This is a genomic window from Pantoea vagans, assembly GCF_001506165.1.
In the GTDB taxonomy this organism is placed as follows: domain Bacteria; phylum Pseudomonadota; class Gammaproteobacteria; order Enterobacterales; family Enterobacteriaceae; genus Pantoea; species Pantoea vagans_C.
Map to the genome: position 1 here is coordinate 1,893,064 of NZ_CP011427.1, position 20,358 is coordinate 1,913,421.

General features: G+C 54.3%; 17 protein-coding genes and 2 pseudogenes. 11 read left to right on the top strand and 8 right to left on the bottom strand.

Features of this window, described 5'->3' with window-relative positions; genetic code table 11:
- Window positions 1-47: 47 nt before the first annotated feature.
- The 5 genes from guaD (at window position 48) to dcp (ending at window position 8,059) form a co-directional block, all read left to right on the top strand.
- Entirely contained in the window at window positions 48-1,376 is a 1,329-nt protein-coding gene (gene guaD / locus LK04_RS08780; RefSeq protein WP_039336149.1) for a guanine deaminase, read from the top strand.
- Entirely contained in the window at window positions 1,373-2,815 is a 1,443-nt protein-coding gene (xdhA, locus tag LK04_RS08785) for a xanthine dehydrogenase small subunit (protein WP_039336151.1), read from the top strand. The genes guaD and xdhA overlap by 4 nt, the downstream gene beginning before the upstream one ends.
- On the top strand, window positions 2,805-5,171 hold the full coding sequence (gene xdhB, locus LK04_RS08790) for a xanthine dehydrogenase molybdopterin binding subunit (RefSeq protein ID WP_039336153.1): 2,367 nt from the start codon (window positions 2,805-2,807) through the stop codon (window positions 5,169-5,171). The genes xdhA and xdhB overlap by 11 nt, the downstream gene beginning before the upstream one ends.
- A complete protein-coding gene (xdhC, locus tag LK04_RS08795) occupies window positions 5,158-5,940 on the top strand; it encodes a xanthine dehydrogenase accessory protein XdhC (RefSeq protein WP_039336155.1) in 783 nt (260 codons plus the stop codon). Before xdhB ends, xdhC begins: the two co-directional genes overlap by 14 nt.
- Before the next feature lie 73 nt (window positions 5,941-6,013).
- Complete coding sequence (dcp, locus tag LK04_RS08800; protein ID WP_039336158.1) at window positions 6,014-8,059, top strand: peptidyl-dipeptidase Dcp; 2,046 nt, start codon at window positions 6,014-6,016, stop codon at window positions 8,057-8,059.
- A 28-nt stretch (window positions 8,060-8,087) separates the two neighbouring features.
- On the opposite strand, the gene hpxO is transcribed toward dcp, so the two are convergent.
- Entirely contained in the window at window positions 8,088-9,245 is a 1,158-nt protein-coding gene (gene hpxO, locus LK04_RS08805) for an FAD-dependent urate hydroxylase HpxO (protein ID WP_039336160.1), read from the bottom strand.
- A 251-nt stretch (window positions 9,246-9,496) separates the two neighbouring features.
- Between hpxO and LK04_RS08810 the strand changes: the two genes are divergently transcribed.
- Window positions 9,497-9,736, top strand: a complete 240-nt coding sequence (locus tag LK04_RS08810) for a hypothetical protein (protein ID WP_039336162.1) — start codon at window positions 9,497-9,499, stop codon at window positions 9,734-9,736.
- Between the two features lie 75 nt (window positions 9,737-9,811).
- Entirely contained in the window at window positions 9,812-11,062 is a 1,251-nt protein-coding gene (locus tag LK04_RS08815) for an acid phosphatase (protein WP_039336164.1), read from the top strand.
- Window positions 11,063-11,094: 32 nt separating this feature from the next.
- Here the strand turns inward: LK04_RS08815 and LK04_RS08820 are convergent, their stop codons facing one another.
- The 6 genes and pseudogenes from LK04_RS08820 to LK04_RS08845 all read right to left on the bottom strand — a co-directional run bounded on the left by LK04_RS08820 (window position 11,095) and on the right by LK04_RS08845 (window position 16,689).
- Window positions 11,095-11,559, bottom strand: coding sequence for an RES family NAD+ phosphorylase (locus LK04_RS08820; protein ID WP_231568908.1), 465 nt, complete (start codon window positions 11,557-11,559; stop codon window positions 11,095-11,097).
- 35 nt (window positions 11,560-11,594) lie between these two features.
- Window positions 11,595-12,077, bottom strand: a complete 483-nt coding sequence (locus tag LK04_RS08825; protein WP_039336167.1) for an antitoxin Xre/MbcA/ParS toxin-binding domain-containing protein — start codon at window positions 12,075-12,077, stop codon at window positions 11,595-11,597.
- An 89-nt stretch (window positions 12,078-12,166) separates the two neighbouring features.
- The gene (locus LK04_RS08830; protein WP_039336169.1) at window positions 12,167-12,496 is read right to left on the bottom strand and encodes a DHCW motif cupin fold protein; all 330 of its coding nucleotides are present in this window, start codon (window positions 12,494-12,496) and stop codon (window positions 12,167-12,169) included.
- A 66-nt stretch (window positions 12,497-12,562) separates the two neighbouring features.
- A complete protein-coding gene (locus LK04_RS08835; RefSeq protein WP_039336171.1) occupies window positions 12,563-14,050 on the bottom strand; it encodes an FGGY-family carbohydrate kinase in 1,488 nt (495 codons plus the stop codon).
- A 60-nt stretch (window positions 14,051-14,110) separates the two neighbouring features.
- Window positions 14,111-14,951 (bottom strand): annotated as a pseudogene (locus LK04_RS08840) (class I fructose-bisphosphate aldolase).
- A complete protein-coding gene (locus LK04_RS08845; RefSeq protein WP_039336173.1) occupies window positions 14,935-16,689 on the bottom strand; it encodes a glycerol-3-phosphate dehydrogenase/oxidase in 1,755 nt (584 codons plus the stop codon). Before LK04_RS08845 ends, LK04_RS08840 begins: the two are co-directional and overlap by 17 nt.
- A 207-nt stretch (window positions 16,690-16,896) precedes the next feature.
- Here LK04_RS08845 and ampC point away from each other — a divergent pair, with 207 nt between their 5' ends.
- Window positions 16,897-18,021 (top strand): class C beta-lactamase, encoded by a 1,125-nt coding sequence (ampC, locus tag LK04_RS08850; RefSeq protein WP_039336175.1) that lies wholly within the window; start codon window positions 16,897-16,899, stop codon window positions 18,019-18,021.
- Between the two features lie 43 nt (window positions 18,022-18,064).
- On the opposite strand, the gene LK04_RS08855 is transcribed toward ampC, so the two are convergent.
- Window positions 18,065-18,697 carry a LysE family translocator gene (locus LK04_RS08855; RefSeq protein ID WP_059109788.1) on the bottom strand — a complete coding sequence of 211 codons (633 nt, stop codon included), beginning with the start codon at window positions 18,695-18,697 and terminating at the stop codon, window positions 18,065-18,067.
- A gap of 134 nt (window positions 18,698-18,831) precedes the next feature.
- On the opposite strand from LK04_RS08855, the gene LK04_RS08860 reads away from it, so the two are divergent.
- From LK04_RS08860 to LK04_RS08870, 3 genes and pseudogenes are all read left to right on the top strand, one after another.
- Window positions 18,832-19,131: a putative quinol monooxygenase gene (locus LK04_RS08860; RefSeq protein ID WP_039328681.1), complete on the top strand. Its 300-nt coding sequence runs from the start codon at window positions 18,832-18,834 to the stop codon at window positions 19,129-19,131.
- Window positions 19,132-19,291: 160 nt separating this feature from the next.
- A complete protein-coding gene (locus tag LK04_RS08865; RefSeq protein WP_052205930.1) occupies window positions 19,292-19,774 on the top strand; it encodes a hypothetical protein in 483 nt (160 codons plus the stop codon).
- A pseudogene (locus LK04_RS08870) lies at window positions 19,771-20,166 on the top strand (VOC family protein). Before LK04_RS08865 ends, LK04_RS08870 begins: the two are co-directional and overlap by 4 nt.
- The last annotated feature ends 192 nt before the right edge of the window (window positions 20,167-20,358 follow it).

Sequence of the window (20,358 nt, forward strand, 5' to 3'; positions counted from 1 at the left end):
TCACTTTCAAGGCAATTATCTGCAATGACATGTATCAAGGAACTTTTATGCCTTACGCCTCTGAAACCCTGCTGCGCGCCAGCTTCTTTGACTTCACCGCCCTGGCTGCACAGCCCGATCAGATTGCGGCCAATGCACGCTATCTTGAAGATGGCCTACTAACGCTGCGTGATGGCAAAGTGGTCGCGCTGGAAAGTTGGGAGATCGCAGAAGGGCGCGTTGATGCCGCTCAGGTGATCGATCTGCGCGGTAAACTCATCGTGCCGGGCTTTGTCGACACCCACATCCACTATCCGCAAACAGAGATGATTGGGGCCTTTGGCGAGCAGCTACTGGAGTGGCTGAACCAATACACTTTCCCGGTCGAGAGCCAATATCACTGCCCGGACCACGCTGCGCAGATGTCCGCCTTCTTCTTGCAGCAGCTCTTGGCGAATGGCACCACCAGTGCGCTGGTGTTTGGCACCGTCCACAAACAGTCCGTTGACGCCTTATTTAGCGCAGCGGAAAAGCTCGATATGCGATTGATCGCGGGCAAGGTGATGATGGATCGCAACGCGCCAGAGTATCTGACCGAAACCCCCGAAGAGAGTTATCAGCATACCCTGGAACTGATTGAGCGCTGGCACCAGCGTGGTCGGCTTAGTTATGCATTGACGCCGCGCTTTGCGCCAACGTCATCACCGGCGCTGCTGGAGAAGGTACGTCAGCTGCGTGAAGAGTTCCCTGATACCTGGCTGCACACACACCTCAGTGAGAACCAGCAGGAAATTGCCTGGGTGAACGAATTGTTCCCAGAGCACGACGGCTACCTTGATGTGTATCACCAGCATCAACTGACCGGTAAGCGCAGTGTGTTTGCGCATTGCCTGCATCTGGAAGATCGCGAATGGCAATGCCTGCACGATACCGATTCCTCCATCGCATTCTGCCCCACCTCCAATCTGTTCCTCGGCAGCGGGTTGTTCAACATCAAACGCTGCTGGCAGCAGGGTGTGCGCATGGGTATCGGAACCGATGTCGGCGCAGGTACCACTTTTAATATGCTGCAAACCCTGGGGGAGGCTTACAAAGTTGGGCAGTTGCAACAATACCGACTCAGTGCCTGTGAAGCCTTCTACCACGCCACACTGGGCGGGGCGCATGCGCTCGATTTAGATGACAAAATTGGTAACTTCAATCCCGGCAAAGAGGCCGATTTTGTGGTGCTCGATCCGGCGGTGTCACCGCTGCAAAAATTACGCAGTGCCAACAGTAAAGACATCTGGGAACGCCTGTTTGTCATGATGACGCTGGGCGATGACCGCAATATTGCCCAAACCTGGCTGAGTGGCAAACCCGTCTGGCAGCGGCATGGCGAGGAGATAACCGCATGATCCAGTTTCTGCTCAACAACCGCCTGATCACCGAGACGGCTTTAGACCCCAATCTCACGGTGCTCAATTACCTGCGCAATCAGCAGCAGCGGCGCGGCACGAAGGAAGGTTGCGCGTCAGGAGACTGTGGTGCCTGCACGGTAACGCTGGGTAAAGTGGTAGCGGGGCGCATGCAGTATCAAACGGTCAACAGCTGCCTGACACTGGTGAGCAGTTTACAAGGCAAACAGTTGATTACCGTAGAAGATCTCAAGCAGGGGCGTGAACTGCACAGTGTGCAGCAGGCCATGGTGGATTGCCACGGCTCGCAATGCGGTTATTGTACGCCGGGGTTTGTCATGTCCATGTTTACCTTGCAAAAAAACAGTCAAGGCTGGAATCCGCACCATGCCGAACAGGCGCTGGCGGGCAATCTGTGCCGCTGTACCGGCTATCGACCGATTATGGCAGCGGCGCAGCAGGCGTGTGAGCAGCCAGTAGCAGATGCATTTACAGCTGATGAAACCGCGCTGGTACAGCGGCTTCAGGCATTGAACAACACAGAAGTGCAAACCCTTGAAGCCAACGGCAGCCGCTGTTTTGTGCCAAAAACGCTGGCGCAGTTAGCCGCGCTGTATGAGCAGCATCCTGACGCGCGTTTGCTGGCGGGCGGCACTGATCTGACTTTGCAAATTACCCAGCAGTATCAACGTCTGCCATTGTTGATCGCCTTAGAGCAGGTGCAGGAATTAGCCGAGTGCAGCGAAGATGAGGACACGTTCCGGCTGGGAGCGGCCGCGCCGCTGCATCTCTGTTACCACTTCCTGACCGACAAAATCCCGGCTTTTAGCGCCACACTCGAGCGTTTTGCGTCACTGCAAATTCGCAATCAGGGCACGCTGGGCGGCAACATCGGTAATGCTTCACCGATTGGCGACTGTGCGCCGATGCTGCTGGCGTTGAATGCGCGTTTGGCCCTGCAGAAAGGAAAAGTGATGCGTGAGGTGCCACTCGACCAGTTCTTCATCGGCTATCGGCAAACGGTGCTGCAGGCGGGGGAGTTTATTCACTCCATCATCATTCCAAAAGTGACGGTGTCACATGACTTTAGCGCATGGAAGGTGGCTAAACGACTGGATGATGATATCTCTGCGGTGTTTGTCGCCATCAACATTCAGGTGGAAGACGGCGTGGTACAGCAAGCACGACTGGGCTTTGGTGGCATGGCCGCCACCCCAAAACGTGCTCTGGCTGCTGAAGACGCGTTGAATGGGATGCCATTAAATCAAGCCAGTATCGAAAAAGCCTGCGCTGCACTCAGTCAGGATTTTCAGCCCTTGAGCGATTTTCGCGCCAGCGCAGACTATCGCTTGCAGGTGGCGCGCAATCTCTTGCGCCGCTATTACGCCCAGATCACGGGCGAACTGACTATCACGGAGGTGGCGCGTTATGTCTCATAACCGACCCGAGCTGACCGAAACGCTGCTGAAAAGCCAGTTCGCTACTGAGATGAAAACCGGTGTCGGACGCAGTCAAAAGCATGAAAGTGCCGACAAACATGTCACCGGCGAAGCTTGTTACATCGATGACAAACCCGACTTGCCGGGCTTACTGCATCTTTGCCCGCGCTTGAGTGAACATGCACATGCCCGCATCACACATATCGATGTGCAGCCCTGCTATGCGATCCCCGGCGTGGTCAGCGTGCTGACGTGGCGCGATGTGCCCGGACTGAACGATGTCGGTCCGCTTGAACCAGGCGATCCGTTGCTGGCGCAAGATAGCGTCGAATATCTGGGACAAATCGTGATTGCGGTGGCAGCAGACTCCCCGGAAGCGGCGCGTGCGGGCGCAGCGGCGGCAATTATTGAATATCAGCCTCTGCCCGCCATTCTTGATGTGCGTGAAGCGCTGGAGAAACAGCACTTCGTACAACAGCCGCATATTCACCAGCGTGGTGATGTGGATTCCGCGCTGGCGCGTGCGCCACATCGTATTCAGGGCGAGTTTCACATAGGTGGTCAGGAGCATTTTTATCTGGAAACCCAGGTTGCGCTGGTGATCCCCGGCGAGGATGACACGCTGCAGGTTTACTCCTCGACGCAAAACCCCACGGAAGTGCAAAAGCTGGTGGCTGAAGTGATGAATATCACCATGAACAAAGTCACCATTGATATGCGCCGAATGGGTGGGGGCTTTGGGGGGAAAGAAACGCAAGCGGCCGGCGTGGCGTGCTTATGTGCCATTGCAGCCCGGCAGTTGCGTCGGCCAGTGAAAATGCGCCTCGCACGCCGGGATGATATGCGCATCACCGGTAAGCGCCATCCTTTCTATGTGCGTTACGATGTCGGCTTTGACGATCAGGGCATTTTTTGCGGTGTCAAAATCGATCTGGCAGGCAATTGCGGCTATTCGCTCGATCTTAGCGGATCGATTGTCGATCGTGCGATGTTCCACGCAGATAACGCCTATTACCTTGGCGATGCACTGATCACCGGTTATCGCTGTCGTACCCATACCGCCTCCAATACTGCCTATCGCGGTTTCGGTGGGCCACAGGGGATGGTGGCCATTGAGCAGATCATGGATCACATCGCCCGCGAACGTGGGCTTGACCCGCTCGAACTGCGCAAACGCAACTACTACGGCAAACACGACCGCAATGTTACCCATTATTATCAGCAGGTTGAAGATAACCTGCTGCAAGAGATGACTGCGCAGTTGGAAACCAGCAGTGAGTATGCGCAACGACGCGCTGAGATCACCGCCTTTAACGCCAGCCAACGCTTTATGAAACGAGGCCTGGCTCTGACGCCGGTCAAGTTTGGGATTTCCTTTACCTCCAGCTTTCTCAACCAGGCGGGAGCGCTCATCCTGATCTATACCGATGGCACGGTGCAACTGAACCATGGCGGGACGGAGATGGGTCAGGGCTTGAATACTAAGGTGGCGCAGATTGTGGCAGAGGTGCTGCAAATTGATATCAGCCAGATTCAGGTCACGGCAACCGATACCGGTAAAGTCCCCAATACTTCACCGACCGCTGCTTCCAGCGGGGCCGATCTCAACGGTAAAGCAGCGCAGAATGCCGCACAGATATTACGCGATCGCTTAACCGAGATGCTGTGTCGCTTACACCAGTGTTCAGCTGATGACGTTCACTTTAGCAATGGCATTGTGCGTGTGCCGGGACAGCACTTTACCTTTGCGCAGGTGGCACAGCAGGGTTGGCTGAATCAGGTGCCGTTATCGGCCACCGGTTTCTACAAAGTGCCCGGCATTCACTACGATCGTCAGGCCGGGCGCGGCAAACCTTTCTATTACTATGCCTACGGCGCGGCGTGCTGCGAAGTGCTGGTGGACACGCTTACCGGCGAGTATCGGCTGCTTCGTGCGGATATTCTGCATGATGTGGGCGCTTCTCTGAACCCCGCGCTGGATATCGGGCAAGTGGAGGGCGGCTTTGTGCAGGGCATGGGTTGGTTAACCTGCGAAGAGTTGGTATGGAACGACCAAGGAAAATTACTCACCGATGGCCCCGCGAGTTACAAGATTCCGGCGATCAGCGATGTGCCACAGGATCTGCGCGTAACGCTGGTAGAGAACCGCAAAAATCCACAGGACACGGTTTTCCACTCGAAAGCCGTTGGGGAACCACCGTTTATGTTGGGCATCGCGGTATGGTGCGCATTGCAGGATGCGGTTGCCAGCGTGGATAACTATCGGCGTCATCCACAGCTGGATGCGCCAGCCACACCGGAGCGGGTTTTCTGGGGTGTACAGCGCCTCTCGGGAGCGAGTGATGATTTACCATGACTGGATCGCCGTATTGCACGCGCTGCGAGAGCAGCGTGAAAGCTGCGTATTAATCACCGTGCTGAGCCAGCGGGGTTCCGTGCCGCGTGACAGTGGCTGCAAGATGGTGGTCAGTGCCAGCGACACTTTTCTCACCATTGGTGGCGGCCATCTGGAATACCAGTGTATTGCGCTGGCGCGAGAGATGCTGCAGCAACGTAGCCTGCAACCGCGCACCGAAGAGTTCGCACTGGCGGCGCGTCTCGGTCAGTGCTGTGGCGGTCATGCCACGCTGCTGTTTGAGCCGCTAATGCAACAGCAGCCTGAGATTCAGGTTTATGGTGCGGGGCATGTGGGGCAAGCGCTGGTCAATCTGTTGGCCACCTTACCCTGCAAAATCACCTGGATTGATAGCCGTGCCGCACTGTTTCGGGCGGTTCCGCCAGGTGTCACGGTGTGTCAGGTTGAAGACCCGATCGACTGCGTTATAGAGGCTGCGCCTGACAGCTATTTCATTGTGATGACACACGACCATCCGCTGGATTTTGCGCTGAGTGAAGCGATATTACGTCGCGGGGATTTTCGCTATCTCGGGGTGATTGGCTCTGCCACCAAGGCACAACGTTTTCGCTATCGCCTGTCGGGCAAGGGCATTGCCGCTGACGCGCTGGAAAGATTGCGCTGTCCGTTAGGTCTACCGGACGTGAAAGGAAAATTGCCGGCTGAGATCGCAGTAGCGGTAGCTGGCGAGATCATTAGTGTGTATCAGCGCCAGCAAGGCGGTTGTTGAGCGGCGTTGAAGCTGCCAGGATAGAAACATCCCGCCGCACAGGTTGCGGCGTTGCTGATTATCAGGAGCGATAATGACTTCACGAGCAAATCCGTTTTTCACCGCCAGTACGTTACCGTATCAAACCCCGCCATTTGACCTCATCCAGGAGGAGGATTTTTTACCTGCGCTGGAAGCGGGCATTGAAGAAAAGCGTCAGGAAGTCGCGGCGATTGCCAACCACCCTGAGCCTGCCACCTTCGCCAATACCTACGAAGCGCTGGAGCGCTGCGGACAACTGTTGAATCGCGTTGAAAAGGTGTTCGGTGCTATGACCTCCGCCAATACCAGCGATCGCCTGCAGGAGATTGACGAGTTAATCACGCCAAAGCTCACTGCGCTTAGCGATGAAATTCATCTCAACAGTCAGCTGTTCGCTCGTCTCGACAGCGTCTATCAGCATCGTGGATCAGCGTGCCCAGATGCCGAGTCGATGCGCTTAGTGGAGGTCACCTGGCAGCAGTTCCAACTCGCCGGTGCCAGCCTGAGTGATGCAGATAAACAGCAGCTGCGTGCCTGTAATCAAGAGTTGGCTACGCTGAGTACGCGCTTTGGCAACAAACTGCTGGCGGCCACCAAAGCGGGTGCCTATACCGTCAGCAGCCCCGTGGCGTTGGCAGGATTGACTGAAGAAGAACTGGCGCACGCCAAAGCCGCTGCCGAAGCGCGCGGCTTAGCCGGCGAGTGGCTCATTCCGTTGCAAAACACCACGCAACAACCGGCATTGCAGTCACTTGAAGTCCGTGCCACGCGTGAGGCGCTGTTTACTCAAGCACTGACGCGAAGCGAACAGGGCGATGATAACGATACGCGCGCCATTGTCTTGCGCATGGCGCAGCTACGTGCGGAACAAGCGAAACTGTTGGGCTTCAACACCTATGCTGAGTGGAGCATGCAGGATCAGATGGCGAAGACGCCTGATGCGGCGTTTGATTTTATGTGCAACATCGTCCCAGCAGCCCGGGCGCGTGCCGAGCGTGAAGCGGCAGACATCCAGCAACTGATTGAGCAGCAGCACCACAGTTTCCCGCTGCGTGCGTGGGACTGGAATTTCTACGCTGAGCAAGTACGTAAAGCGAAGTATGCGCTGGATGAGAGCCAAATCCGCCCTTACTTTGAACTCAACAGCGTGCTGGAGAAAGGCGTGTTCTGGTCGGCGAGCCAACTGTTTGGTATCCGATTTGAGCAGCGTCACGACTTGCCGGTTTATCATCCTGACGTCAACGTATACGAAATCTTTGATGCGGACGATGCTCCGCTAGCGCTGTTCTACACCGATCTGTTTAAGCGTGACAATAAAAGCGGTGGTGCCTGGATGAGCAATTTTGTCGACCAGACCACGCTGCTCGGCACTCAACCGGTGATCTATAACGTCTGTAATTACACCAAACCGCAGGCAGGGCAACCCGCACTCATCAACTGGGATGAGGTGATCACCCTGTTCCATGAATTTGGTCACGCTTTGCACGGTTTGTTCGCAACGCAGCGCTACCCGAGCCTCTCTGGTACCAATACGCCGCGTGATTTTGTCGAGTTTCCTTCGCAGATTAACGAGCACTGGGCCAGCCATGAAGCGGTCTTTGCCAACTATGCGCGTCATTATCAGAGCGGTGAAGCGATGCCTGCCGAACTGCGCGAAAAGATGGTCAAGGCCTCTAAATTCAATAAAGGCTATGACATGACGGAGTTGCTGGCCGCCGCGCTGCTTGATCTGCAGTGGCATTCACTGACGACCCATGATAATCCGCAGGATGTCAGCCACTTCGAGCTTCAGGCGTTGGCTGCAGAAAACATCGCGTTGGCAGCGGTGCCGCCGCGCTATCGCTCCAGCTATTTCCGTCATATCTGGGGAGGCGGCTACGCCGCCGGCTATTACGCCTATATCTGGACGCAGATGCTGGCCGATGATGGCTATCAGGCGTTTGAGGAGCGAGGAGGCTTAACCCGCGAAAATGGCCAACAGTTCCGGGAACACATTCTGTCACGTGGAAACAGCAGCGATCTGCAGCATTTATGGCTGGCATGGCGCGGTAAAGCACCGGAGATTGGCCCGATGCTGAAAAATCGCGGCTTAGAGTAGGGGCGACCTTCAGGCCGCCCGATCGCGCTTAACCCAGCGGTCCACCTTCAATGGTGTCACACATACCGGCCAGCACCCGCTCGCCGGTTTCATTTTTCAGGTCTGCATACCACGCGGCAGTAACTTCCGCATCTTTCGCATGCGTGACATCGCAACGCTTGCGCGCCTTTAACACCAGATCTTTGGTGCGTTCTACGCGACGCGCTTCGTAGCGCAGGAGCGCATCCTCAATGCCCAACGAGTGCGAGGCCAGCGTCTGTGCCAGCACCACCGCATCTTCCATCGCAGCACAACCGCCCTGGCCGATGTCAGGTGTGGTGCTGTGCGCCGCATCGCCCAGCAGCGCCACACGGCCTTTAACAAAACGGCTAAAGGGTTCGATATCGTGAATTTCCACGCGGTTAGTGGTGTCTGGATTGATGTTGTCTATCAGGCGTTGCACCGGTTCGGCCCAGCCCTGGAAGTAACCGCGCAGATCGTTTTTGAGTGTCGAACGATCTTCTGGCAGGCCTTTAGGCAAGGGCACATCAAAGAAGAAGTAGAAGCGGTTATCGCTGACCGGCATCAGAGAAACACGTTTACCTTCGCCCACAAAGGTCGTCCATTGGTCGGCCGGGGCGATGCTTTCATCGATGGTCACCAAGCCGTTCCAGTTAACATAGCCAGCATAGCGGCGCTCAACGCTTTCACCCAATACATAGTGGCGGATCACTGAATGCGTGCCATCGGCAGCGATCAGGAAGTCGCCACTGGTTTGCGTGCCATCATCAAACCAAGCGGTAACACCGGTATCGGTTTGCTCGACTTGTGTGACGCGTTTGCCAAATTGAATGCGCGAACGGCCATAGGTATCAATCAGCATCGCCTGCAGCTCAGCGCGTGCCACCGGGTAAGGGTATTCACCCACCTGTTGCACCAGTGGCGTCATACTGAAGCGGGTCAGGGTGTTACCGCTGTGTCCATCGTTGTAGGCCATGAATGCCATGTTGCCGCCTAGTGCGCGCAACGGCTCTTTCATACCCAGTGCATTCAGGCACTTTACGCCATTTGGCCAGATTGAGATGGCGGCACCGACAGGTTTCATCTCTTTAACTGCTTCAAATACCGCCGTCTCAAATCCCGCTTTCTCCAGCGCTATCGTCGCGCTCATGCCACCGATACCCGCTCCAATTACAATCGCTTTCATCACCGTCTCCTTTGTCTACAGGTAAATCCGTGCAACTTTTGTACCAACGAATGCGTTTGGAGTTATATGGATTAACTCAATGATAAATATGCTTTAATGCAAACGACGTTCAGTTGAGTGCGCACTGTAATGGAGCAATGTCATGCACCTAAAAAGCGCTTTCCGCGACTTTGTCTGAATCGAAAGTTTCACCATGGTATTTGTTCGGGGAGGCGTCATACTCTTTAGATCGTTTCGATGAGGAGTTCACCATGAAGTGGATAATGGCCTTTACCTTATTTTTGAGCGTCAGCGCCCTGGCACAAAGCCAGTGGCAGCCCGAACGTAAAGCACCGGTGGCACAACTGACGCCCGTAGCAGCGAAATGTGATCTCTCTGCGTGTCAACAGAACTGTTACGTGCAGCAATCACAGTGCAAAAACGATAACGGCGGCGGTTGTGGCTCGCTGGCACAAATTTGCGTACAAAACTGTTCAAATCAGTGCAAGTGATTGAAATAAATCTGTCATAACAGGGTGCTAGCGTATTTCCCCGGCAAGGTAATGTTCTGATAACAGGGGAAAATAATGAAAACCCGCTACACACTGATTGCAACGGTTTTACTGCTGGCTCAGCAGGCACACGCGACGACACTGCCACAAGTCGCCGCACTGGCAGCGCAGACATCTACCGGTGCGACACCGGGTTACACCCAGCTTGAGCAGCAGTCGCTGCAGGCGGAGCGCAAATATCTGCAAGGTGACAGCGCCACGCTCAAACGTGATTTGCTGGAAAAAGCCAAGCAAACCAGCACGCAAGCCGATAAAGCCTGGCTGAAAAGCAGTGGCTATGATTTCAATGCTAAGCAGAACCAGCAGGCTGGCATCGCACTGCTGTCGGGATTTAGCACCTTGCCAGCCAGCGTACTGGACGCCAGTCGCGCCACCGTGACCAGCATCAACCTCAACGCCACACAGAATGTGCGTCACCAGGCGTTGCAGGATGCTGAAGCCATCAGCAGCCTCTATTTCCTGTCTGATGCCATGGGGCCACGCCTCGGCAAAGCATTCCTGGCAGCCTATGATAAAGGCGAAATCGGCAAAGCCGCTGCGCTGATCAAAGCCAGTGAAGTCAGCACCAGCGCCGCCAAAAAACATTTTAATTATCCTCGTCCCTTCTTACACGAAGGCAACACTATCCATTTGGTACCCGATGACGTCGTGGTGAAAGACAATGTGCGCTATACCGCTGACGGCGGATCCTTCCCCAGCGGCCATACCAACACCGGCTATACCGATGCCTTATTAATGGCCGAAATGGTGCCAGAACGTTTTGAAGCGCTGGTGACACGTGGTGCACGCTATGGTTATTCGCGTCTGGTATTGGGTGTGCATTACCCACTGGATGTGATGGGTTCACGTATGGTGGCAGAGCGCAACGTGGCCACTTACCTCAACGATGCCCGTTACCAGGTACTGTTCAAAGAAGCGCGTGACCAATTGCGCACCGCACTGGAGAAAGAGTGTGGCACCTCGCTGGCTGAATGTGCTCGCACAGCGGGTAAAGATGATCCGTATCGTTCGCCAGACATGAAGACGTTCTATCGCTTCACCATGAGCTATAACCTGCCAAAAGCGGATGTGAAAAACACGCCGGTACAGGTTCCGCAAGGTGCGGAGATTTTGCTGAAAACCGCCATGCCGCATCTGTCTGATGCTCAGATCCGCAACCTGATGGTGAAAACGGCGCTGCCAAACGGTTATCCGTTGTCGGGCAATACTGAGCAATCCTTCTGGCAGCGTGTGGACCTCACCGCAGCCTACGCGATGGCGAAATAATGCTTACAGGGCGTGCCTGGCGCGCCCTGAGTCTATTCTTTGATACGGCGATCGATGGTGAAAGGTGTTGATGTGGCGTGTGCGATGATGTCCGCCGCAGAGGGATGATCGGGGTTGAATAGGGCGTTATCTTCTCCGGTTAAAATACTCGGCACGGTCATCAGCAGCGGATAGCCACTTTCCAGATTGAGAAAGGCCGCGCCGATGGCTTGTGTCGCTTCCTGTTGCTGATACTTCTCCCAGCCTCGCGGCAGTTTGCTGCTATCCAGCGCAATGATTTCACTCTCTGGGATCGTCAGGGTGAAGATCACAAATCGATTCTGTTCCAGCAGTGTTTTGCCTGCATGCACCACCGTTTCCAGCAATGCTAACGCTCTGGAACTGCTGAGGTAGACCGCTTTGGTACCCGGTGGATTCCAGCGGCCGCCCCATTTTTCCGCGCCATAACCGTTAAATGCCTGGCTTACATATTCTTCTTTCACTAAACGATAAAACATACTTGTTGATTCAGCCGGTTCCTTCCGTTGTGGCATTACACAATCACTCCATGTTCCAGGCGACCCGTCAAGGTGAGTATGGCGTCGCAACCTGCTGGCGTGCTCAGCATTTCCATGGGTTGCGCCCCATCCAGCGCCAGTGCGGGTTGATACATCCACTGCATCGCCACTTCGGGATCGCCGCCAAACAGGTGAATGACGGCATCCAATACTTCAAATACCTGATAGATGCGCGCGCCCTGGTCAACGGAAAGTTGGCTGCCGGATTTCTCACGCCGACGATAGGTATTACGATCAATAGACACCATTTGTGCCACATCAATCGGTGTCGCTTTAAGAATTGTTGCGGCGCGCACCACAATACCGACATCAATTCCTTCGGTAATGAGCTTATGTGCCTGCAATCGGTTTCGGGGAAGCCCCATTTGATCCATAAATGACGGGTCAGCATGGGGGATCAGCGAAGGGTCAAACACACGCGCGCCACGAGTATGATTGAGTGCAGATGTCATAGACATGTAACCTCCTGACGATGTTCACTTGAACATTGTAATGCATCAAGTGTACATCAGTTCGCGTGACTTGTCATTTTTTGAGCAGCCTGAAGTCAATCAACAATGAAAAGTTTGGCACCCTGGCGAGTAGAAGATTGATGCGCCTCGGCGTTATCCGCCACCTGATAGCTGACACCTGGCGTCAGGGTGAAGGTGCGACCATCTTCCAGTTCTGTCACCATTTCACCTTCCAGGCACAGCAGAATGTGGCCTTTGCTGCACCAGTGGTCAGCAACATACCCGGCGGAATACTCGACCATGCGCACGCGAATGTCGCCAAAGCGTTGTGTGCGCCACAGGGCATAGCCTACGTCGCCGGGGTGGGTTTCGGTTTCGATGGCGCTCCAGTCGGTAATACCAAACGGCAGTTGATTGATTTGCACGGGATATCCTTATTGCGTTGACGAAACAGCCACTATTACCACTCGGCTGAAAATAAACCAGTAAAATCAGCCAACTTCGCGCCACATTTCGCTCATCGCCAGTTCGAGCTTTTTAAATATCCGATACCGAGCATCGTGAAAGGCAAAACGTTCAGATCTGGGCAATAGTTCGCCGGGCGTAATCTGTACCGCTTGTTTTACCGCAGCGGCCAGATTGGGCCAAACGCCGACACCCACACCAGCGCAGAGTGCGGCGCCTAAAGCACCGGTTTCTTTGCACTCGGCTACACGAATGGGAATACCCAGCACATCGGCAAACATCTGTGGCCAGATGCAACTGCGTGCCGCACCGCCCGAGAGCGTCGCGTGGGTGAAAGGAATGCCTGCTGCCCGTAAGCGGTCGATGTGCGCCCGATGCGCAAACGTCACGCCTTCAAACAGCGCAAACAGCATATCTGCGCGGGTGTGCCAGCCGCCCAGACCGTAAAAACCGGCTTTGGCAGGTTCAGATTTGCGACCAGAGTAGAGGTAGGGGTGATAGAGCGGCAGCTGCGCATTCAGCTCGACATGCGCGACCGTGTCACTGCTGCGGGCCGCGCCTTGACCGCTGCGGCCATCGTCGAATTCACGTAGAAACCAGTCCAGATTGGCGGCCGAGGTGGCGCTGGCCTCAATGGCCATAAAGCGGTCTTTTTCGATGATCGAATTCATAAACACCGGGCGCAGATAATCAGGTTTATCGACCACCACCTGATTGATGCTCCAGGTGCCCGCCACTATCGAGGCGTCACCGGTTCGCACCACGCCTGAACCAATGGCGCTGGCTACCACATCAAAAATACCCGCCACCACCGGAATACCCGCCGGTAACCCGGTCAGTTGCGATGCGCGATCGGTGACGTGGCCGATCACATCACAAGATTCACACAGCGGTGGCAGCAGGGCGAGAGCCTCTTCAATTCCGTACAACGCCATCAGTTGCGGGCTGTAATCGCGTTGCCGGTAGTCAATCAGCCCGGCGCCTGCGGCATCGGAGTAATCTGCGCTGATGGTGCCACTGAGAAAATGCGCAATCACATCTTTGGCGCAAAGCACATGGCCGAGTTGCGCCCAACGATCTGGCTGGTGGTGTTTGATCCAACTGATCAACACCGGTGTGGCTGCGGGCCACGGTTTTTGCAGCGATAGCTGATAGATCGCTTTATCTGCGCCACTGGCTTCCAGCGCCTGCACGGTTTCCATGGCGCGATGATCAATCGATTGAATACCAAACAGCGGCTGTTGCTGTTTATCCAACGCATACAACCCATTACCATGCCCTGCGGCACCCACCGCAATGACTTCTCGCGCATCAGTTCCGGCCTGTTGCAGGCAGCGGCTCACCGCCTGGCTCACGCCGTGCCAGATATCAACCACCGGACGCTCAGCGTAACCCTCCTGTGGTTGATGGGTTTCACCGGCGCACTCTGCCACTGACAGCACACGACCACTAAGATCAAACAGTACCGCTTTGATCATGGTGTTACCGGCATCTATGCCAAGAATTTGACTCATTTCCGACTCCGTTTTTCTGGCGAAGACGGCGCACCGCTTAAGCGCCGGTGCAGGTAAGGCTTAACCCTGCTGATAGATTTCCAGTGCATCCGGGCCGCTGGCACCCTGATGGATGATGGCCATGAGCGCTTTCACCACGCGCGACGGATTATCGTGCTGATAGACGTTGCGGCCATACACCATACCGCTGGCCCCTTGCGCCATCAGCGCGGCACTTTTTGCCAGTACGCCACCCAGTTCGCCTTTGCCGCCACCGCGCACCAGCGTAGGGCAACGCGCGGCTTCCACCACACGATGAAAGTCGTCGATATTTTCGGTGGGATCGGCTTTGATGATGTCCGCCCCCAGTTCACGCGCCAGGCGCACCAGTGGTACAATTTTCTCGACATCACCCAGCGAACCATAGGCAGCACCTTGCCCGGCCGGTGCCATCACTAAAGGTTCAATCATCAGCGGCATGGCATAGCGATCGCACGCCTGACGTAATCGTCCAATGTTCTCGACACACATGCGGAAAATACCGGGTTCGTCTGGAATCAAATAGAGATTGACCACCACCGCGGCGGCATCCATCTGCAGAGCAGCAAGAATGGGCTCATCAGGATTGTGCAACACGGCCCACATCTCCCGATGACGCGCGGCGTTATAGGCATTACCGACATCGGTACGCATCACCAACGCCGGTTTGCGTCCGGCAACGCGCTGTAACAGATCGGCCTGGCCATAGTTCACCTGAATTGCATCGGGTTGTGCGGCGATCAGGTTTTCCATCACGCCCTCAATATTTTCCAGGCCAATCAGGAAATCGGGCTCGTTGGCGATGCCGTGGTCGATCGCCACGTCAAGGCATTTACCGTGCTGAAAACAGGCGGTTCATGCGGACTTTATTGGTTACTAACATGTCGTGTTTCCTCCTGAAAAATCGTGGGATTAAGGTGAGTCAGGCCGTGCCATTGCGCCAGACGGGCGCAACTCTGATCCAGATGCTGCCTGCGGTGGCTGTCACTCCAACCCAGCGTGCTGGCTAAAAGGTGTGATATCTCTTCCACCAGCGGCAAGGTCAGTTCGCCGCAGATGGCCAAGGATGTGCGTCGCACCAGCAGATCTTCCAACTGTTGTACCTGCTCGTGCTCAATCAGATAACGCAGTTCCAATGCGCTGTACTCGCTATGATGTTGCAGCGGTTGTTCGCCTTGTTGCTGAATCCGTTGCAGAATGGGCAGAGCGCGACTGCCGTAGCGCTTCGCCAGTAATGACACGCGAGGCAGCGGCAGATCATATTGTTGCGCCAGTTGCGTCAGCCAGCGCGTTTGCCCGGAAGGTGCCGGAAAGTCACGGCCGCCACCGATAGGCATATCGCCGCTCGATTGACGCCGTTTTTCACCCACCAATCGCAATACCCGGTCTGCTGCCTCCTCACCAAACTGTCGGAATGTGGTCCATTTCCCGCCCACCAGACACAGCACGCTGTACGCATGCGCCGCATCTGGCGGCAACAGCACCAATGAGTGATTACGGGATATCTGCCCGTTCACTTTTGCATCGCTGGCGGGCAGGGGGCGGACACCACAGAAGGTGTAGAGGATGGACGATTCTGGTACCACCACATTGGGGAAGACGAAGCGTAGCGATTCGAGGATGTAGGCTTTCTCATCCTCTTCACACACCACGCTATCGGGGTCGTCAACACGGATGTCGGTAGAACCTAACAGCACTTTGCCGAACCACGGGAACATAATGCACACCCGACCTTCCTGGTTTTCGAAATAGACCATCTCGCCGTCGAGCATGTGCCGCAATTCGGGATGGTCGATAATCAGGTGCGAACCCTTGGTGCCGCCAATTAATCTCGCCGTGGTTTCCGTGGGGACCAATCGCTGATTAAGCTGATCAATCCACGCACCGCCAGCATTCACCAGCACATGGGGTTGCAGCGTAAAACGCTCGCCGCTGAATGCATCCTGAAGCGTGACGGATTCGCCATTGGTGCTGACTAACTGAAGATAGTTCAGCGCCAGCGCGTCGGGGCAGGCGCGTTCGGCATCCTCTATCAATTCATAGCCTAAGCGTTCGGGGGCACTGATCCACGCATCATAGTAGCTGGCGCTGTACTTCACCCACGGGGCAAAACCGGGCCAGCGGTCCCGCGTTGCGGCTTCTGCGCGTACCTGATGTTTAGGCATCGAACCATATTGTCGCGTGTAGATATCGTAAAGACTCAGGCCCGTTTTGATCAGCAAAGCCCCCCGTCGGGTAGGTTTATCACTGAGTCGAAGAAAGCGACGAGTGGCATTGATTAGCCCCCCACCGAGATTGTCGATTGGCACCGTGGTGCGCAGCGGGAAAACGTAATGTGAGGCGTTTTTCAGTAGCCGGTCACGCTCGGTCACGGACTCTTTTACCAGGGTAAATTCACCGGTTTCCAGATAACGTAATCCGCCGTGAATCATGCGCGATAGCGCGCCGCTGGCGGCCTGACACCAGTCGCCTTTCTCCACCAAAATTACCGGAATGCCCTGTAGCGCCAGTTCACGAAAGGTGCTGATACCATTAATCCCCCCGCCGACAATTAACACGGGGGCCGTAGTGCGCTGTCGCAGCGCGTTAAGTCGTTGTTCGCGTGTTGCGTTATTCTCCATGGGTTGCTCCCCGGCTCATGGCCATCTTCATAAGCGCAGATAGATAAATCGTTGACGCAAAAAGAGGTGAGGGTTAATGGAAGCTGCAATTGTTGTGATTACACTCACAAAGAGAGCTTTATCGAAGGTTCAGGCTAAGCGCTTTCAGTTGGGCTGAATTTCGTTTCGTGGCAAAATAGTGACTTAACTAAAATATAAGGGATTATCATGCAATTACCAAAAACACTCAGTATTTTGGCTCTCATAATGAGCAGTAACTCTTTCGCACAAACCCCCGCGCCGGACACGATTATCAAACCCCTGATGCAGCAATACCAGATTCCCGGCATGGCTGTGGCCATTCTGCATAACGGTAAAACGGAATTTTATAATTACGGTGTGGCATCTAAAGAGACTCAACAACCGATCACGCAACAGACGCTGTTTGAGATTGGTTCGTTGAGCAAAACCTTTACCGCAACGTTGGCCAGCTACGCCGCGCAGCAGAAAAAACTGCAATTCAGCGATAAAGCCAGCACATGGTTGCCTGAACTCAAAGGCAGTGCTTTCGATCGGGTATCACTGCTGAATCTCGCCACCCACACCTCCGGCACACCTTTGTTCGTGCCGGATGCGGTCACCAATCAGCAGCAGTTAATGGACTGGTACAAACACTGGCAGCCTGATGCAAAGCCCGGCACTGTGCGCGTCTATTCCAATCTTGGCATTGGTATGTTGGGCATGATTGCTGCGAAAAGTTTGCAACAGCCTTTTATCAGCGCAATGGAAAAGCAGCTTTTACCGGCCATGGGCATGCACCACAGCTATGTGCAGGTGCCGGCGTCAGCAATGGGGCAGTATGCGCAGGGGTATAACAAGCAGGATAAACCGGTACGTGTTACACCGGGTCCGTTGGATGCAGAGTCTTATGGACTCAAATCGACCTCATCAGATTTGATTCGCTGGTTGTCGATCCAATTGGATGAGCAAAAAGTCGCACCTGACTGGCAGCAAGCCATTGCTCGCACGCATCAGGGTTACTACCAAACCGATGCATTTACGCAAGCAATGATGTGGGAGTATTACCCGCTGCCCGTCACCGCGCAGCAACTGGTTGAGGGCAATAGCGGGCAACGCATTATGAAAGGGATGTCTGCGACACTGATTTCGCCACCGCAGCCTGCGCCACAACAGGCATGGTTCAACAAGACCGGTTCCACTAACGGTTTCTCGACTTACGCCGTGTTTATCCCATCGCAAAAAATCGCGGTGATCATGCTGGCGAACAAATGGTTCCCGAATGACGATCGCGTGATCGCAGCGGATAAAATCATTAAGCAGCTGAATAAGTAGCTGTTAACTCAGGGCGCTTTATTGATGATGTGCGTCCTGTTCATTATTTGCGCGCATCCAGCGCCAGCTTTACCGCCATTCCCGCCAGCACTGTGCCCATGAGCCAACGTTGCAGACGCTGCCAACTGGGACGAGCCAGCAAAAAGGTTGAAACCTGGCCTGCGGTGGTGATGAAAATCGCGTTAACCGTCAGGCTAATCACAATTTGTGTGACACCCAGCACCAGCGATTGCATTAACACGCTGCCGTGATCCGGGGTAATGAACTGTGGCAGGAGAGATAAAAACATCATGGCGATTTTGGGATTCGCAAGATTCGTGAGAAATCCCATGGTGAAAAGTTTACGGTGGTTATCGGCCGGCAGGTCGCGCACCGCAAACGGGGATCGGCCACCCGGTTTCAATGCCTGCCACGCGAGATAAAGCAGATAGAGCGCACCGCTAAAGCGCAGCGCGTCGTAGGCCCACGGCACCGCCAGCAACCAAGCGGTGATCCCCAGTGCCGCGCACAGCATGTAAAACACAAAACCTAACGCCACGCCGCCTAACGAGATATATCCAGCACGCTTGCCCTGGCACAGCGAGCGGGAAACCAGATAAATCATGTTTGGGCCGGGGGTCAACACTAATCCTAATGCCACCAAAGCAAAGGCTAACCAACTGGATAATTCAGGCATGCGTCACTCCTTGCGTTCATCATCAGCGATTATGACGCGAATGTTTTGGTGCAGGCAACGCACATTTAGGACTGACAGCAGGAATAAGCTGAGTTAACGTAAATCTGCATTTTTTATTTAATAGGGAGATGAATATGACGGTTCCTGTTGTTGCATTGCTAACCGCAAAACCAGGCTGTGAAGATAAAGCTGAGCAATTATTCCGTGGCGTGATTGAAGAGACGTTACAGGAAGAGGGATGTATCACCTACCAGCTGAATATTGACAGCAAAAACACACGCCGCTTTGTCTGGACAGAGGAGTGGGCGAGCCAGGAATTACTGGATAAGCATCTCAATGCCCCCCATATTGTTAAGTTGTTTGCCGATCTGGAACCATTGCTGGAGCAGGCAGAAGTGGTGGCATTGAAAAAAGTGGCGGGTGGTAATGCCTGATACAGAATAAGCAGATTTCGGTCTGCTTTTTTATTTTTCTGAATGTAGCGAGTCTGACATGGGATGTTTTGGTTCGGTAAGCAGAGCAGAGAATTCACGCTGGAAAAATAGTTCACCTTTATTACCTGAATTTCACTTTCATGAAATTCACCGCGCCAGGATGCATGCAGACAGTGCGCCCACGATTATCCAGGCGCTGAAGCAATTCGATATGCAGCAGGATGTGATTGCACGCACCCTGATGGCGATTCGAAAATGGCCTGAGAAGCTCTTACCCGGCTTCACACCTCAGGATTTTAACCTGCATCGATTTACCTTACTCAATGAATCTGCAGAAGAAATCACCTTCGGGCTGGTCGGGCGCTTCTGGCGTCTGGATATGGGGCTGGAAGCGATTAACGATGCACAGGATTTTATACGGCATGACAACCCATTGCATGCGCGTTTAATCGTGCGCAATCAGGTCTTTCAGCGATCGGTTGGCGAGTATGAGGTGATGACCGAAACCTTCATTTACTGCCCGACGCCACAGGTAAAGCGTCGCATGCTTCCCTACTGGCTGACCATCCGTCCGGCCAGCGGTTTGATTCGTTTGCGCATGCTTAAACTGGTTCAGCAGAATATTAACGGAGAGATGAAGTGAGAACGCAAAAACGTTGTATGGGTTATGTAGCGATTGTAGTGGATGATTATGATCGCGCTATTGAATATTACACGCAAAAATTAGGTTTTCATTTAATCGAAGATACGCCACAACCCGGCAAGCGTTGGGTGGTGGTGAATCCGAATCCGTAAAGTGACTGTAATCTGTTATTAGCACAGGCGTCTAATGAGCGTCAGCAAAGCTTTATTGGCAATCAGTGTGGCGGCCGTGTGTTTCTGTTTTTGCAGACTGACGACTTCTGGCGTGATTATCAGCAGATGAAAGCCAACGGGGTAACTTTCTGTGAGGAACCACGTGAAGAGGAATATGGCACCGTGGTGGTGTTTGAAGATATTTATGGTAACCGCTGGGATCTTTATCAGAACAAATAATGGGCCCGACGCTCTGTCGCTCAGTTTAGTGAACAATACCATGTATGCTGGTGCGCATAAATGCGCACTCTACGAAAATCGCAGCCATTTTTGCTGATGTGCGTAAATGCGCGCCCTTCGAAAAACCGCTTCCATTCTTGTAGGGGCGCCATTCATGACGACCGCCGTAAGTTGAACAGATAAGACCCTGAA

What these genes read in the sequence shown, in the direction of transcription:
- guaD (WP_039336149.1), top strand. Translation starts at nt 48, where the DNA reads ATGCCTTACGCCTCTGAAACCCTGCTGCGCGCCAGCTTCTTTGACTTC.
- xdhA (WP_039336151.1), top strand. Translation starts at nt 1,373, where the DNA reads ATGATCCAGTTTCTGCTCAACAACCGCCTGATCACCGAGACGGCTTTA.
- xdhB (WP_039336153.1), top strand. Translation starts at nt 2,805, where the DNA reads ATGTCTCATAACCGACCCGAGCTGACCGAAACGCTGCTGAAAAGCCAG.
- xdhC (WP_039336155.1), top strand. Translation starts at nt 5,158, where the DNA reads ATGATTTACCATGACTGGATCGCCGTATTGCACGCGCTGCGAGAGCAG.
- dcp (WP_039336158.1), top strand. Translation starts at nt 6,014, where the DNA reads ATGACTTCACGAGCAAATCCGTTTTTCACCGCCAGTACGTTACCGTAT.
- hpxO (WP_039336160.1), bottom strand. Translation starts at nt 9,245, where the DNA reads ATGAAAGCGATTGTAATTGGAGCGGGTATCGGTGGCATGAGCGCGACG.
- LK04_RS08810 (WP_039336162.1), top strand. Translation starts at nt 9,497, where the DNA reads ATGAAGTGGATAATGGCCTTTACCTTATTTTTGAGCGTCAGCGCCCTG.
- LK04_RS08815 (WP_039336164.1), top strand. Translation starts at nt 9,812, where the DNA reads ATGAAAACCCGCTACACACTGATTGCAACGGTTTTACTGCTGGCTCAG.
- LK04_RS08820 (WP_231568908.1), bottom strand. Translation starts at nt 11,559, where the DNA reads ATGTTTTATCGTTTAGTGAAAGAAGAATATGTAAGCCAGGCATTTAAC.
- LK04_RS08825 (WP_039336167.1), bottom strand. Translation starts at nt 12,077, where the DNA reads ATGTCTATGACATCTGCACTCAATCATACTCGTGGCGCGCGTGTGTTT.
- LK04_RS08835 (WP_039336171.1), bottom strand. Translation starts at nt 14,050, where the DNA reads ATGAGTCAAATTCTTGGCATAGATGCCGGTAACACCATGATCAAAGCG.
- LK04_RS08845 (WP_039336173.1), bottom strand. Translation starts at nt 16,689, where the DNA reads ATGGAGAATAACGCAACACGCGAACAACGACTTAACGCGCTGCGACAG.
- ampC (WP_039336175.1), top strand. Translation starts at nt 16,897, where the DNA reads ATGCAATTACCAAAAACACTCAGTATTTTGGCTCTCATAATGAGCAGT.
- LK04_RS08855 (WP_059109788.1), bottom strand. Translation starts at nt 18,697, where the DNA reads ATGCCTGAATTATCCAGTTGGTTAGCCTTTGCTTTGGTGGCATTAGGA.
- LK04_RS08860 (WP_039328681.1), top strand. Translation starts at nt 18,832, where the DNA reads ATGACGGTTCCTGTTGTTGCATTGCTAACCGCAAAACCAGGCTGTGAA.
- LK04_RS08865 (WP_052205930.1), top strand. Translation starts at nt 19,292, where the DNA reads ATGCATGCAGACAGTGCGCCCACGATTATCCAGGCGCTGAAGCAATTC.